We start from the raw sequence: 13418 nt of genomic DNA, 5'->3' as shown, positions 1-13418 counted from the left end.
CGGCGCTCACCTATCACCAGACGCATATCCCACTAAACCAATAGCTTAATAAGCGAGCTGAACCTGGCGTTTTGCCTAAATTGCGCGCACGCGCTTTCCTCCGATGTAACATTTCGTTACCATCGACCCACAGACCCTTTAACATCAAAAGGTAACCCGGTGCAGAACACCTACATGCCGTGGCAAATTCGCCTGCACTGGCTGGTGGCGATCCTGCTGGTCATCACCTGTGTCACCATCGAGCTGCGGAGCTTTGCCGAACCGGGCAGCGCCCCTTGGTACGTGCTGGTTGTCACCCACTTCAGCTGCGGCGTAACGGTATTTGCGCTGATGATCGCCCGCCTGTTCCTGCGCTGGCGCCACCCCTCGCCCGCCATCGCGCCCAAACCGCCGAAGTGGCAAACCGGCTTGGCGCACCTGACGCACACCCTGATCTACCTGCTGCTGCTGACGCTGCCGGTGCTGGGGGTCTATTCGCGCTATCTAGGGGGTAAGGAGTGGTTTCTGTTCGGCCTGCCGATGCCGTTCGCCGACGTGGCCGATCGGCCGCAGGCGCGGGCGATTATCGGCTGGCACAAAACGCTGGCGTCATTCGGCTACTGGCTGATCGGCCTGCATACCGCCGCCGCACTATTCCACCACTATATCGTCAAGGACAATGCGCTGGTGCGCATGCTGCCACTGATGAAAAAGCGCTGACCATCCGGCGCCAGGGATGAATTTTCGGGCCACGCCTGCTGACAGGGAATGATATGCAAACCCAATTTTTTCATGTGACCGTCGAGCAATGCGCTTGCCAACAGACGGCGCCCGACAATCTGGTGAGGATCATCGCCTCCGGCCAGACGTTCTTTTTTTATCGCGATGACTTCAGCGACAGCGAAAATCTGCTGGCCAGGCTCGCTGCCGGCGATCGGGTGAAGATCGGCGCCCACCGCCTGCGGGACGGCAGCTACTGGCTGCACTGGCTGCTGCACGGCACGAAAGGCCGGCTGGAGCCTGACAGAACGCTGAAATATAAGCTGAAATACTTCGCCCTGCTGCTGCTGGGCGCGGCGCTGGCCGGCGGTTTCCCGGCGGCCTTTTTCATCATGGACCGGGAAGATTCCTGGCTGACCATCGTCCTGTTCTTTATCGCCATCATCGCCGGCCTTATCGGCATCGGCATGGTGCTGTTCGTCGGTTCGGAGCTCCTGTTGATTGCGCACCGCGGCCGCAGGCGCCTGCTCAGAGCGCTGGATCGCGTGCTGCAGGGGCAAGACGTCACGCCGCCCGGCTCGCTCAGCCTGAAAATCCCCGGCATCAGATACCGGGCCGTCCGCGCAGACGCCGCGCCAGTGCCCGCAATGCCACAAACCGAGTTCCCCCTCCCCGAGGGCGTCGAGGCCTCCAGCATAGAGACGGTCAACGCCCTGAGCTACGAACTCTGCCACTATGAGATCCCGCGGCAGGTGCAGTATTTGGACACTTATGCGTGGCGTCAGAAGGAGACGCACTTCGCGTTGACGACCCGCGCGCTCAACGTCCCCAATACCAAACTGCACCCGGTATTTCGTCGGCAACATCCGCTTTTCATCGCCAAAGGCGATCCGCTGCAGGTGCTGTATTGCGAGAACGACACCGTCCCCGAGTTGCCGACGGTGCGTGGGATCATCAATCATCGCGATCGCCAAACCTATCTCATCGGCGGCAGCCGCTACTTCACCGAAGCCGGCCTTAACCTGTGCGCGCGCGTTGTCTTCATTTTTGGGGCAATCGTGGCGTGTTTTGTGCTCGGCATGACGGTGGTGGATAACGCCGATACCCCGGCGGGCTTTTACCTGGATGCCTGGACCCTGAAGCGCCTCGGCAGTGAATTGCCGCCGATTATTCTGCTGCTGATGCTGATGGTCAGCGGCCTGGCGCTGCTGATCGAGGGTTTCGCCCAGATCTGTCGCCTGTACTCTTTTGACCAGCACCGCACGTTTAAAACGTTTAAATACCTGCGAAATCTGCGCCGCAGGTTGTGGCGGCAGGCTCAGGTGACGGAGCTGAAATGATGACGTTAGCGCTTTATAAAAGACCCCTTATTATCCTGACGCTGTTTTTAGCCAGCGCGCTGGGCGTCTATTTGCTCGCCCCTGAGCAACGCTATGCGCAGTGGCAATGGACTCGGGGCGACCAGGCGTTGCCGACGATAGCCCGTTACGATCTCATCCACAGCTACCCGGCGCCGGACGGCGCCCTGCTGCTCACCAGCAAAAGAAGTGAAGACCGCGCGTACAATAGCTTTTACGGTTGGGCGGCCAACTACCTCAGCCAGGTGCTGTTTGCCGGCCCAAAAGGGTTACAAATGCTGGGGGAACTCGACGACTTGATCCACGATGCGGTTTGCGGCGAGCAGGAGTGCGTGCTTTTTCTCTCTGAGGGCCGCAGGCTGGTTGATGTGCAACGGGGTACCATCGGGGCGCTGATCCCCTGGCCGGAGGGCGACGACAACCGGCCTTCCTTTGTCGGCGGCAAACTGGTGGCGCAACCGGGAAAACGCGCGCTGTATCTCATCAGCACCGAAGGCGTATTCTACAGCCCGGACTTCGGCGCCCATTGGCGGCAGACGCTGGATCTGCCGGCGCTGCTGGACGCGCGGCAGCTGCTGGGCTTTGAGCGCGGCGAGGAGGAGTCACCGACGGCTTACGCCTCCGGTAAGCGCAAATCCGTACCCGAGATATTCACCGCCATTGATGGCGACCGCGTGCATTTCTGGATGAACCCGGTGCTCGGATCTGGCGCGTTACACATCGCCGTTAACGGTAAAACCGGCGAGGTGATTGAAATGCATTGGCTGCTGGTGCGCGTGGAGGAAAGCGCGCAAGCCCCGGACGGCGGCATCTACCTGATCGCACAAACGCTGGACAGAGGGCTGTATCAGCTTCTGCGTTATCAATCCGACGGGCAGTTGAAGGTGCTGCTGGAGACCGGCGATAAATCGCTGTATCAGCTCTGGGCGGGCAACGATAAGCTGGTCGCCCAAACGGATAACGGCGATGCGCGTCTTTCGCTGATTTTCGATCTGCGCTCATCCGACGTGCACTACCGACAGCCGTTGGAGTACCGGTACAACGGGCGCGACGACGCGCGCCAAACCGTGATCGAACCAGAAAGCCACTATGACGATGACGGGGAGATCCCGGCGCTGCCCTACTTCGTTCGCTATCGCTCCACCACGCCGTGAACATAAGGAACTTGCCATGCTGTTAGGTTATGGCGCCGGCGCCGCCGGCCTGCTGGCGCTGTTATTGGCCCTGCTGCTCGCCGGCATCCTGCTCGCCTGGTGGGGCTGGCGCTACGCCGCCGCCCGCTGCGGCCGCCCGCGCCCGCCGCTTTCCTGGGGCGGCTATCTGTTGGCCTCGGCGCTGGCGATCTACCCGGTGGCGTTCGCGCTGATGCTGATCGGCATGGCCATCCAGGACATCAAGAGCCAGCGGGCGGAAGATCGTTGGAATCAACGCAGCTACTTGACGCTCGACGAGGCAAAGCCGTTCGGTGAAACGACGCTGCCGAAAGGCAGTTGGGTAAACCGCCAGGAGCCACGCCTGCCCGGCACCGAAGACAGCCCTATCACGATGAACGGCGTGACCGCCGTGCGTTTTCCTCAGCCGCAGAGCGTGGCCGGCGTGCCGATCATCGCCTTCGAGGTTTTACCGCCGGTGATGGAGCTGGCAGGTGCGCACACCTTTACCCGCCCGAGCGGCCAAAGGGTGCACTGCGAAGCGGGTTGGCTGGTCTCTTTCTCTTTACCGCCGGATAAGCCGACCCCGCAGTGGGAGGAGTGGCAGGCCGGGCTGCCTGCGGCGGCGTTTCGGCCCAGCGACTGGATCTTTAGGGAGTGCTTCTCCGGCAGCCCGATCGCGGTGCTGACCTTGCACGACGGCGAAGTCAGGGTGCTGCCTTAAGCCTTACGCCGCGGCGTTGGGCAAGCGCACGGTCACGCGGTTGTTGGCCGTTGGCAACTGCAGCGGCGTTTCCTGCCAACTCACCGCGATAACCAATACCGGCGGGGCCGGCACGCGCGGCTCACGCCCGCCTGGCCCCACGCTGTAGGCATCCCACTCAATCACAAACACCCCGCCGTCTTGCGGCTCGACCCGCTCGACGAAAAAGGTGGTGTCCGAACCGCGCCCGCCCGCCGGTTTATGCGCATACGAGAGCAGGCTGAACCACTCGCCGGCGAAGTAGAGATGGTATAGGCCATCGACGATATGCTCGCCGCGGAACTGGCAGCCGCCGACGCTCAAACCGTCACCCGCCGGGGATTCCGCCACGCGTTCGAGATCGCGCACGAAGCGATCGGTCGGCCGGTTATCCAGCAACAGTTCATAAGGCGGCGTGTGCAGCAGCGCGGCAGGATCGTCCGCCAGGCGCAGATTCGCCGGCAACATCAAGCGCGCCGCCAGCACCCGGCCGTTGGGCAAGGCGATCTCCAGACGATCGGCCGGATCCTCTGTCCACGGCGGCACCCACAGACCGCGCACAAGGTGCAACGGCGTGGCCTCCGCCTGCCGACACCTCGCCCGCAGCCGCGCCAGCGCCTCGGCGGAGCCGGCGGCCAGCGCGTCCTGCTCGCGATCGGTCAATGCCGGCAGCGCATACATCGCCCGGGCAGCAGGCTCGTAGACCGTCAGCCCCTCACCCTCGCGGCCGCGGGTCGGGATCAGGCGCAGCTTGCCACCCTCCACGTCCTGCGGCGCCGCACAGGCGCCATGAACAATCGCCCCGTCACGCAGCAGCAGCGTCCAAAAACTGGGGCCGCCCATGCCCAGCTCCCCCACGCCGCCAATCTGCCGATCGCTGTCGCCGGCGTGCGCCATTTCAATCGGCTGCGAATGCCAGTCGGTTTTGCGCCACTCTGCGGCCTCTTCGGGGTCTTGCACGCCTTTAGCGGCGTACTTCACCCATTGCAGCACGGCAAACAGCGCGATGCACAGCACGCCGAAAATCGGGTGATCCTGCCAAATCAACCCCCAACCGACGATCAAAAAGGCCCAGGCGGCCATGGCGATATCCTTTTCCACGAGAAAACCGCCTGATTCTAGCGCAGGAAACGCAAAGGGTTGAAGCCTATGCCATGAATAATTAGCCGTTAAATAGAAAGATAATAATTTCAGCGTTATTTCTGTGACTACAAAGATCACATAAATAACGCTTCAAAGAGTGATTTGAACGTAGAAAAGACAACTCCCTGTATCTCAATGCAATATTCGCAACCCTATTAAAAACCAAAAGATAAAAGGGAAAAAAAACTGCAGTAATTTGTGCATATTCTAAACATTGACTATGTTTATACATACTCTTTATATGCAGGTAAACAGACTGAAAAACAAAAGAGAAAGGCTCCCAATATAATTAAACAAACCTCGCATGCCGCGTGGGTGAAACGCTATTAATTATAAAAATTCCGAGGGTATTTTATCTCCGCGGAACGGGTCACTTTGCATTTTATCGGGCCAATAGGCTACACACCGCAATTAATACCATTATTAGCATTCCGGAGACCGACAATGAAAATCGTTACGGGCATTATCCTTACCTCTGTGGCCGCCTTCAGCGGCGCGGCTTACGCGGCCGATGCGCAGCCTACCACAGGCAGCGCGGAAGTGACGCTGGAACACGTGCACGCCGTGATGGAAAACGGCAGCCCGGCGCCACAGCACGACGCCGCCTGCCAAAAAGAACTTTCCATGCCGGAATCGAAATATATCGGCATGAAGGTTAAAACCGATTACAGCATCAACAGCAGCACCATGATGATGTCGGCCAAATCGATGTTCCCATCGCCAAATGACAAACAGCCTATGGAACTGACGGTCGATCTCTCCGCGCTGGGCCTGGCGGATGTGTATGCCTTCGGCGCCTTTAAACCGGCCGCGCTGCCGCAGGCCTATATTTATTTCACCATCGACAAGGATTTTAAAGATCCGGTCAGCACCTTTATGATCATCAACCAAGGCAAGCAATATAACTGCGTCATTTCCAGCTCGAATAAAATGATGAGTAAAGAGATGCGCGGCAAGATGATGATGAAGAAACAGTAGCGGAATGAAAAACGGCGCTTCCCGCAACAGGAAGCGCCGTCAGCAAAGCCTTAAATCAGACCAGGATTGTATTTCTGGTTGAACTTCTCTTCCGATTGGAACAGATAAATAATGCCTTCGATAAAGCCGACAATTGCCGGGATCCCCGTCCAGCAGAACAGCAGGTAGAACAGCCCCCACCACTTCATCCCCAGGTAAAACTTGTGAATGCCCAGCCCACCCAGGAAGATGGCCAGCAGGGCCGCCGCGAGCTTGTCTTTTCTGCTCATAGTGCACTTCTCCTTACTTCTCACCGAACCACCGGCATGCCTAAAAACGGATGCCGCTCCACAGAGCGCCGCATCGCAATGCTTGAGGAGAAAACATTCCCCATCAAGACTCAACAGGGGTAATTATAACAGTGATTAATTAAACGGTTGTTTAACCGGCAAAAAGGTAAGCAAAGGGAATCTGAAGGAGAGATGGTGCCGATAATAGGAGTCGAACCTACGACCTTCGCATTACGAATGCGCTGCTCTACCAACTGAGCTATATCGGCATCGAGCCGGGCCTGCGGGGCAAGCCGGAAGTGCGTTGAACAAGGTAGACCTGCGCGCGAAATGAGTCAATAGCCGCCGGGGCGTTTGGTTGTTTTGCAAGCAACCAGACTGTCGTGCAGACCCTCTTTTCCAAAAACAATCAGGGCGCAGCATGCTGCGCCCCGACCTCTTTATGACCGCAATGCGGCCTTAGCTGCGCACCAGATCGTCGCCGTAGCCAATCCACTTGTAGGTGGTCAGCGCATCCAGGCCCATCGGGCCGCGGGCGTGCAGTTTCTGGGTGCTCACCGCCACTTCCGCGCCCAGGCCGAACTGGCCGCCGTCGGTGAAGCGGGTGCTGGCGTTGACGTACACCGCCGAGGAGTCCACCGCGCGCACGAAGTGCTCGGCGCTGCTCAGCGAGCGGGTGAGGATCGCGTCGGAGTGGTTGGTGCCGTGGGTGCGGATGTGGTCGATAGCCTGATCGATATCGTCCACCAGCAATACGTTCAGATCCAGAGACAACCATTCGTCGTCGTAATCCTCCGCATTCACCGGCACCACCGTCGCCGGGCCGCCCTGCAGCAGCGGCAGCGCGTTTTCCGCCGCGTGCAGCGTCACGCCCGCCGCCGCCATTTTGGCGCTCAGCGCCGGCAGGAACTCGGCGGCGATGCTGCGGTTCACCAGCAGCGTCTCCAGCGAGTTACAGGCGCTCGGGCGCTGGATCTTGGCGTTTTCAATCACCGTCAGCGCCTTGTCGAAATCGACGTCGGCGTCCACGTAGGTGTGGCACACGCCGATGCCGCCGGTGATCACCGGGATGGTCGATTGCTCGCGGCACAGCTTGTGCAGGCCGGCGCCGCCGCGCGGGATCAGCATGTCGACATAGCGATCCAGGCGCAGCAGTTCTTTCACCAGCGCGCGATCCGGGCTGTCGATCGCCTGCACCGCCGCCGCCGGCAGGCCGCACTGTTCCAGCGCCTGCTGGATCACTTTCACCGTCGCCTGGTTGGTGTTGTGCGTCTCTTTCCCGCCGCGCAGGATCACCGCGTTGCCGGTTTTCAGGCACAGGCTGGCGACGTCGATGGTGACGTTCGGCCGCGCCTCGTAAATCACGCCGATCACGCCGAGCGGCACCCGGCGGCGCTCCAGCTTCAGCCCGCTGTCCAGCAGGTTGCCGTCCAGCACGTGGCCGACCGGATCGTTCAGGCGGCATACCTGGCGCACGTCGTTGGCGATCGCCGCCAGCCGCGCCGGGGTCAACAGCAGGCGGTCGAGCAGCGCTTCGCTCATGCCGGTGGCGCGCGCCTGCGCCATGTCTTGTTCATTCGCCAGCAGGATCGCTTCACTGTTGGCTTCCAGCCTGTCGGCCATCACCGACAGCACCTGATTTTTCTTCGCCGTGCTCAGCACCGCCAGCTGCCAGGAGGCCTGCTTGGCGGCCTTCCCCATCTGCTCCAGCATGCTCACTCCTTAACTGACAATCATATCGTCGCGGTGCACTGCCACCGGACCGTATTCATAACCGAGGATCTCGCTGATTTCCTGCGAGTGGTGCCCGGCGATCATGCGCATCGCGTCGCTGTTGTAGCGGCTGACGCCGTGCGCCAGATCGCGCCCCGCCTGGTTGCGGATGCGGATTACTTCGCCGCGCGAGAAGTCGCCCTTCACTTCGCGGATGCCTTTCGGCAGCAGCGAGCTGCCGCGCGCCATCATCGCTTCCACCGCGCCATCGTCGACGGTGATTTCACCGGCCGGCGGCGCGCCGAAGATCCAGCGCTTGCGGTTTTCCAGCGGGGTTTCCAGCGCGTGGAAACGGGTGCCCACCGGTTTGCCTTCGATCACGTCCGCCACCACGCCCGGCTTGCTGCCCGCGGCGATCACTACGTCGATGCCGGCGCGGCAGGCCACGTCGGCCGCCTGCAGCTTGGTGCCCATGCCGCCGGTGCCCAGACCGGAGACGCTGTCGCCGGCGATGGCGCGCAGCGCGTCGTCAATGCCGTGCACTTCACGGATCAGTTCGGCCTGCGGGTTGTTGCGCGGATCGGCGGTGTAGAGGCCCTGCTGATCGGTCAGCAGCAGCAGTTTGTCGGCGCCGGCCAAAATGGCCGCCAGCGCCGACAGGTTATCGTTGTCGCCCACCTTGATTTCGGCGGTGGCGACGGCGTCGTTCTCATTGATTACCGGCACGATGCGGTTATCCAGCAGCGCCGTCATGGTGTCGCGCGCGTTGAGGAAGCGCTCGCGGTCCTCCAGATCGGCACGCGTCAGCAGCATCTGCCCGACGTGAATGCCGTAAATGGAGAACAGCTGTTCCCACAGCTGGATCAGCCGGCTCTGCCCTACCGCTGCCAGCAGCTGCTTGGAGGCGATGGTGGCGGGCAGCTCGGGGTAGCCCAGGTGTTCGCGCCCGGCGGCGATGGCGCCGGAAGTGACGATGACAATGCGGTGGCCCGCGGCGTGTTGCTGCGCACATTGGCGCACCAATTCGACAATGTGGGCGCGGTTCAGACGCAGCGATCCGCCGGTCAACACGCTGGTGCCCAATTTCACAACCAATGTCTGGCTGCCGTTCATAGTATTTCTGCCGTGTGTAATGATGAGAAGAAGAGTGCAAAGGTCTTTGTAACAGGAGAGACGCGTTATGCCAACAGGCACAACGCGAAATCAGCACAATACGTGGTCAAACGGGGTCAGGCGGAGAGTTTGATCAGTTTTTCTTTGAAATCGTCGGCGGGTTCCAGCCCCAGTTCCATGGTCGCCAGCAGCTCGCCCAGGCGGCGATGGAAGTCGCGCAGGGTGTCTTCCAGCTTGGCGTTTACTTCATCATCCTTAATGTTTTGCGCCGTCCAGTCGCCTTCCTTGTCGAACAGGCCGAATTGGTACGAATAGGTGAAGCGCGCCTCTTCCGCCTGCAGCTCCATCCACCAGCCCCAGAACTCACGCTTCTCCGGAGCGGGCTTTACATTGACGCAGACGGCCAAACAATCAAAGAAAAAACGGTCGTTTTCACATTGCCCTTCACGCAGGTACGGCCCCAAGCTGGCAAAACGTTTCATTAGTCGGCTTTTAGGGTGACCACTCGGTAACGTCATTCTCTAACCTCCTCAATGTAGACCACTCTTTTTAACAAACTGTTAAAATTTAGCAACTAATTAACGCATTTTGTCCCTCAGCCAACCGGACATCTGCAGCAACGCCCGGTGGAAGCTGTCGTAAACCGGGGTGCGCGGGATGGCGACCAGCTTGCCGCTCACCGAGGAGGTGACGATCAGCTGCGACTCCTCTTTCGGGCTGAGTGTATCGCGCTCCCAGTAGCCGGAGATCATCGGCGTTGGGCAACGGCGCCCCAGCAGCCCCTGCATTTTCAGCGAGTAGCTGTTCAGCTCCACCTTCAGCACGTTGTCCGAGGCGTTAGCCATGCCCATGCGGCTGGCCAGCACGTCCATATACATGTCCGGCACGTTCAACTGGGTGCTGCTGTCGCACAGCAGGCGATGCACCACCGGCCCCAGGCAGGCTACGCCGCGCAGCCGCTGAGGCTCCAGATAGGCCAGCCGCACCGCCACGTTGGCGCCGAAGCGGAAGCCGAAGGCGCTCACCCGCTGATGATCCACCCACGGCACCGAGGCCAGCTGGATCAGCACCTGTTGGTGCAGGTAGCTGGAGTCCTGCGTCAGCTTCCATTTGCACGAAGAACCGATCGACGGCATATCGAGCGTCAGCATGGCGATGCCGTGCGGCGCCAGGTAGTCGCGGAACAGGCGATGATAGTCGGTCTGCAGCGTATCGAGGCTGCCGCACATCAGCACCGTCGGGAACGGCGCCTCGCCCTTCTCCGGCATGTGCAGGAAACCGGTGACGCTGCCGCCGCCTTCGATGCGGAACTCCAGCTCTTTCAGCTGATACGGCAGCAACAGCGCCGCCTCTTCGTAAGCGCGGTTGGCGAGCATCTCCGCCTGTTCGGCCAGCTCGTCGCCCTTCAGGTGCGGGTAACCGGCGATGCTGTACAGGCTCGCGGCCTTCAGCCAGTACTCGCCGCCGAGCAGCGGATCCTGCTGTTCCGTCGCCCGCTGCTGCCACTGCATGCCCTGATGGATCCACTCGTAGATCCAGTTGCCGTTGCGGTAGCCCACCACGGTATCCAGCCGCTGCGGATTGCTGCGTTCGGCGTCAGAGGCAGCGATGCGCGCCAACACTTCGTGGATTTCGATCGGGCTGACGCCGCGCCAAGCCCACAGCAGCGGGTTCAGCATGCGGTACCAGCTACCGGTGGTGTCGCCCTCCAATGCGGAATGCATGGCGGCGCTCACTTTGTTGCGCGCGCGCAGCACCAGCGTCGAGGTTTCAGGGTGTTTGAATTTGGGCTTGAAAAGAATTTCAGAAAGGTTGGCCTGTGCCATGGTAACAACAGCCTCCGTAAATCTGGCGATAGGCCGCAAAAGGCCTACTTAACTGGAGGTAGTGTACCTAACTCTGGCGGGATAAACCAAGATAACGCAAACGCCCGGCATAACCGGGCGTTGGGCTGGAACTGGCTGGACTTAGCGACCGCCGATCGGGGGAACGAAGCTGACGCCCATGTCCCACGGCTGTTCGATCCAGGTATCCTGCGGGATGTCGACTTCGTAGTCGTCCACCAGCGGACGGCCCGCCGGCTTGGCGAAGATGGTGACGAAATGCGCTTTCGGGTACATGTCGCGGATCGCTTTCGCGGTGCCGCCGGTATCCACCAGATCGTCCACCACGATGAAGCCTTCACCGTCGCCTTCGGCGCGCTTGAGCACTTTCATTTCGCGTTGGTTGTCATGGTCATAGCTGGAAATGCAGACGGTATCCACATAGCGGATGCCCAGTTCGCGCGCCAGCAGGCCCGCCGGTACCAGACCGCCGCGGCTTACGGCAATGATGCCTGTCCATTTGTCGGCAGGCAGCAGGCGGTGCGCCAGCTTGCGTGCGTGCATTTGCAGCATATCCCAGGTAACAACGTATTTTTCGCTCATAGAATCGTGTCCCAGCCGGCGGTGAAGCGGCTTATTTGTAGTTCAGGGGAAAAAAGGTTGCGCGAGATTATAGAGACTGGCCGCGTTGAATTCCAGCTGTACCGAGGAAAACCTCGCGATTTCCGCCGGGCGGCTTTTCGGTGATTGATGCTGAAAAAGCGAGCGTTCCCGCAGCGAAGCCATGTGATCAAGCGCTTAAACCGCACAATACGGGGGGCGCACCGCCGGAAATAAAGTGATATTCTCTGACGATCGTGCCACGACGCACAGATACCCGCTCACCTTAACCGCGCGGCATGCCCGTCCTGTCGGAGCCTGCCGTCACAGGAGACTTATAGTGTCTGAATTGTCTCAGCTTTCGCCACAGCCGCTGTGGGATATTTTCGCCAAGATCTGTTCTATCCCGCACCCTTCTTATCATGAAGAAGCGCTGGCGCAGCACATCCTCACCTGGGCCAAAGAAAAGAACCTGCACGCCGAGCGTGATCAGGTCGGCAATATCCTGCTGCGCAAACCGGCCACCAAAGGCATGGAAAACCGCAAGCCGGTCGCACTGCAGGCGCACCTGGACATGGTGCCGCAAAAGAATAACGACACCGTGCACGACTTCGCCAAGGATCCGATCCAGCCTTATATCGCCGGCGAGTGGGTGAAAGCACGCGGCACCACGCTGGGCGCCGACAACGGCATCGGCATGGCCTCCGCCCTGGCGGTGCTGGCCGACGACAGCGTTGAGCACGGCCCGCTGGAAGTGCTGCTGACCATGACCGAAGAAGCGGGTATGGACGGCGCCTTCGGGCTGCAGCCGAACTGGCTGCAGGCGGATATCCTGATCAATACCGATTCCGAAGAAGAAGGCGAAATCTACATGGGTTGCGCCGGCGGTATCGACTTCATCACCACCCTGCCGCTGCAGCGCGAAGCGGTGCCGGCCGGTTACCAAACCCTGAAGCTGACCCTCAAGGGCCTGAAAGGCGGCCATTCCGGCGCCGAGATCCACGTCGGGCTGGGCAACGCCAACAAACTGCTGGCGCGCTTCCTGTTCGCCCATGCGGCGGCGCTGAACCTGCGCGTGCTGGACCTGAACGGCGGCACCCTGCGCAACGCCATCCCGCGTGAAGCCTCCGCGGTGGTAGCGGTGCCGGCGGACAAGGCCGACGTACTGAAAGCGCTGAGCCAGGAGTTCCTGGCCGTGCTGCAGAACGAACTCTCCGCCAAAGAGAAGAACATCACCGTGCTGTTGGAGCCGACCACCAGCGCTTCGCTGGCGCTGAGCGCCGACAGCCAGCAGCGCTTCCTGGCGCTGCTGAACGGCACGCCGAACGGCGTGATCCGCATGAGCGACGCGGTGAAAGGCGTGGTGGAAACCTCGCTGAACGTCGGCGTGGTCACCACCAGCGAAAACGAAGCGGAAATCATCTGCCTGATCCGCTCCCTGATCGACAGTGGCAAAGACTACGTGGTCGAGATGCTGACCGCGTTGGGCCAGCTGGCCGGCGCTAAAGTGGCGCCGAAGGGCGGCTACCCGGGCTGGCAGCCGGACGCCGACTCGCCGGTGATGCACCTGGTGCGCGAGCTGTATCAGGATCTGTTCGACAAGACGCCGAACATCATGGTGATCCACGCCGGTCTGGAATGCGGTCTGTTCAAAAAGCCATATCCAAACATGGACATGGTATCGATCGGGCCAACCATCACCGGCCCGCATTCGCCGGATGAGCAGGTGCATATCGAAAGCGTCGGCCTGTATTGGAAGCTGCTGACCTCGTTGCTGAAAGCAATCCCTGAGCGCGCGTAATCTGCACGCTTAACGCAAAAAGCCGGCG

At 60.6% G+C, this 13418-nt stretch carries 13 protein-coding genes and 1 tRNA gene; 6 read left to right on the top strand and 8 right to left on the bottom strand.

Annotation, left to right across the window (positions count from 1 at the left end):
• Positions 1-174: 174 nt before the first annotated feature.
• Genes cybB through ACSJLU_RS04515 form a run of 4 tightly spaced genes read left to right on the top strand, consistent with a single transcriptional unit; the run spans position 175 to position 3932 of the window.
• A complete protein-coding gene (gene cybB, locus ACSJLU_RS04530; RefSeq protein ID WP_197837127.1) occupies positions 175-699 on the top strand; it encodes a cytochrome b561 in 525 nt (174 codons plus the stop codon).
• A 53-nt stretch (positions 700-752) separates the two neighbouring features.
• Positions 753-2039, top strand: a complete 1287-nt coding sequence (locus ACSJLU_RS04525; protein ID WP_089195561.1) for a hypothetical protein — start codon at positions 753-755, stop codon at positions 2037-2039.
• On the top strand, positions 2036-3211 hold the full coding sequence (locus tag ACSJLU_RS04520; protein WP_043135547.1) for a hypothetical protein: 1176 nt from the start codon (positions 2036-2038) through the stop codon (positions 3209-3211). Before ACSJLU_RS04525 ends, ACSJLU_RS04520 begins: the two co-directional genes overlap by 4 nt.
• Positions 3212-3227: 16 nt before the next feature.
• Complete coding sequence (locus tag ACSJLU_RS04515; protein ID WP_049208683.1) at positions 3228-3932, top strand: hypothetical protein; 705 nt, start codon at positions 3228-3230, stop codon at positions 3930-3932.
• A gap of 3 nt (positions 3933-3935) precedes the next feature.
• Here the strand turns inward: ACSJLU_RS04515 and ACSJLU_RS04510 are convergent, their stop codons facing one another.
• On the bottom strand, positions 3936-5051 hold the full coding sequence (locus tag ACSJLU_RS04510) for a hypothetical protein (protein ID WP_301479926.1): 1116 nt from the start codon (positions 5049-5051) through the stop codon (positions 3936-3938).
• 486 nt (positions 5052-5537) lie between these two features.
• Between ACSJLU_RS04510 and ACSJLU_RS04505 the strand changes: the two genes are divergently transcribed.
• Positions 5538-6071, top strand: a complete 534-nt coding sequence (locus ACSJLU_RS04505; RefSeq protein ID WP_342096701.1) for a hypothetical protein — start codon at positions 5538-5540, stop codon at positions 6069-6071.
• Between the two features lie 50 nt (positions 6072-6121).
• Here ACSJLU_RS04505 and ACSJLU_RS04500 read toward each other — a convergent pair whose 3' ends face one another.
• The 7 genes from ACSJLU_RS04500 to gpt form a co-directional block, all read right to left on the bottom strand.
• Positions 6122-6340 carry a TM2 domain-containing protein gene (locus ACSJLU_RS04500; protein ID WP_015376761.1) on the bottom strand — a complete coding sequence of 73 codons (219 nt, stop codon included), beginning with the start codon at positions 6338-6340 and terminating at the stop codon, positions 6122-6124.
• Positions 6341-6533: 193 nt separating this feature from the next.
• Positions 6534-6609, bottom strand: a tRNA-Thr gene (locus tag ACSJLU_RS04495).
• A 190-nt stretch (positions 6610-6799) separates the two neighbouring features.
• Entirely contained in the window at positions 6800-8053 is a 1254-nt protein-coding gene (proA, locus tag ACSJLU_RS04490; protein WP_273831015.1) for a glutamate-5-semialdehyde dehydrogenase, read from the bottom strand.
• A 9-nt stretch (positions 8054-8062) separates the two neighbouring features.
• Complete coding sequence (gene proB, locus ACSJLU_RS04485) at positions 8063-9166, bottom strand: glutamate 5-kinase (RefSeq protein WP_033651028.1); 1104 nt, start codon at positions 9164-9166, stop codon at positions 8063-8065.
• 116 nt (positions 9167-9282) lie between these two features.
• Complete coding sequence (gene crl, locus ACSJLU_RS04480; protein ID WP_004930258.1) at positions 9283-9684, bottom strand: sigma factor-binding protein Crl; 402 nt, start codon at positions 9682-9684, stop codon at positions 9283-9285.
• A gap of 60 nt (positions 9685-9744) precedes the next feature.
• Positions 9745-10992, bottom strand: coding sequence for an esterase FrsA (gene frsA / locus ACSJLU_RS04475; protein ID WP_021504999.1), 1248 nt, complete (start codon positions 10990-10992; stop codon positions 9745-9747).
• A gap of 141 nt (positions 10993-11133) precedes the next feature.
• Positions 11134-11592, bottom strand: a complete 459-nt coding sequence (gpt, locus tag ACSJLU_RS04470; RefSeq protein WP_025301674.1) for a xanthine phosphoribosyltransferase — start codon at positions 11590-11592, stop codon at positions 11134-11136.
• 337 nt (positions 11593-11929) lie between these two features.
• Here gpt and pepD point away from each other — a divergent pair, with 337 nt between their 5' ends.
• Positions 11930-13390, top strand: coding sequence for a beta-Ala-His dipeptidase (pepD, locus tag ACSJLU_RS04465; protein WP_025301673.1), 1461 nt, complete (start codon positions 11930-11932; stop codon positions 13388-13390).
• Positions 13391-13418 lie beyond the last annotated feature (28 nt).

The sequence above is a fragment of the Serratia bockelmannii genome (genome assembly GCF_051803255.1).
Classification (GTDB): Bacteria; Pseudomonadota; Gammaproteobacteria; order Enterobacterales; family Enterobacteriaceae; genus Serratia; species Serratia bockelmannii.
Note: the sequence above shows the minus strand (reverse complement) of the source record. Positions and strands in the feature narration are given on the sequence as shown.

Bases quoted from the DNA above. Each gene is read 5' to 3' on its own strand.
- cybB (WP_197837127.1), top strand. From the start codon at position 175: ATGCCGTGGCAAATTCGCCTGCACTGGCTGGTGGCGATCCTGCTGGTC.
- ACSJLU_RS04525 (WP_089195561.1), top strand. From the start codon at position 753: ATGCAAACCCAATTTTTTCATGTGACCGTCGAGCAATGCGCTTGCCAA.
- ACSJLU_RS04520 (WP_043135547.1), top strand. From the start codon at position 2,036: ATGATGACGTTAGCGCTTTATAAAAGACCCCTTATTATCCTGACGCTG.
- ACSJLU_RS04515 (WP_049208683.1), top strand. From the start codon at position 3,228: ATGCTGTTAGGTTATGGCGCCGGCGCCGCCGGCCTGCTGGCGCTGTTA.
- ACSJLU_RS04505 (WP_342096701.1), top strand. From the start codon at position 5,538: ATGAAAATCGTTACGGGCATTATCCTTACCTCTGTGGCCGCCTTCAGC.
- ACSJLU_RS04500 (WP_015376761.1), bottom strand. From the start codon at position 6,340: ATGAGCAGAAAAGACAAGCTCGCGGCGGCCCTGCTGGCCATCTTCCTG.
- proA (WP_273831015.1), bottom strand. From the start codon at position 8,053: ATGCTGGAGCAGATGGGGAAGGCCGCCAAGCAGGCCTCCTGGCAGCTG.
- proB (WP_033651028.1), bottom strand. From the start codon at position 9,166: ATGAACGGCAGCCAGACATTGGTTGTGAAATTGGGCACCAGCGTGTTG.
- crl (WP_004930258.1), bottom strand. From the start codon at position 9,684: ATGACGTTACCGAGTGGTCACCCTAAAAGCCGACTAATGAAACGTTTT.
- frsA (WP_021504999.1), bottom strand. From the start codon at position 10,992: ATGGCACAGGCCAACCTTTCTGAAATTCTTTTCAAGCCCAAATTCAAA.
- gpt (WP_025301674.1), bottom strand. From the start codon at position 11,592: ATGAGCGAAAAATACGTTGTTACCTGGGATATGCTGCAAATGCACGCA.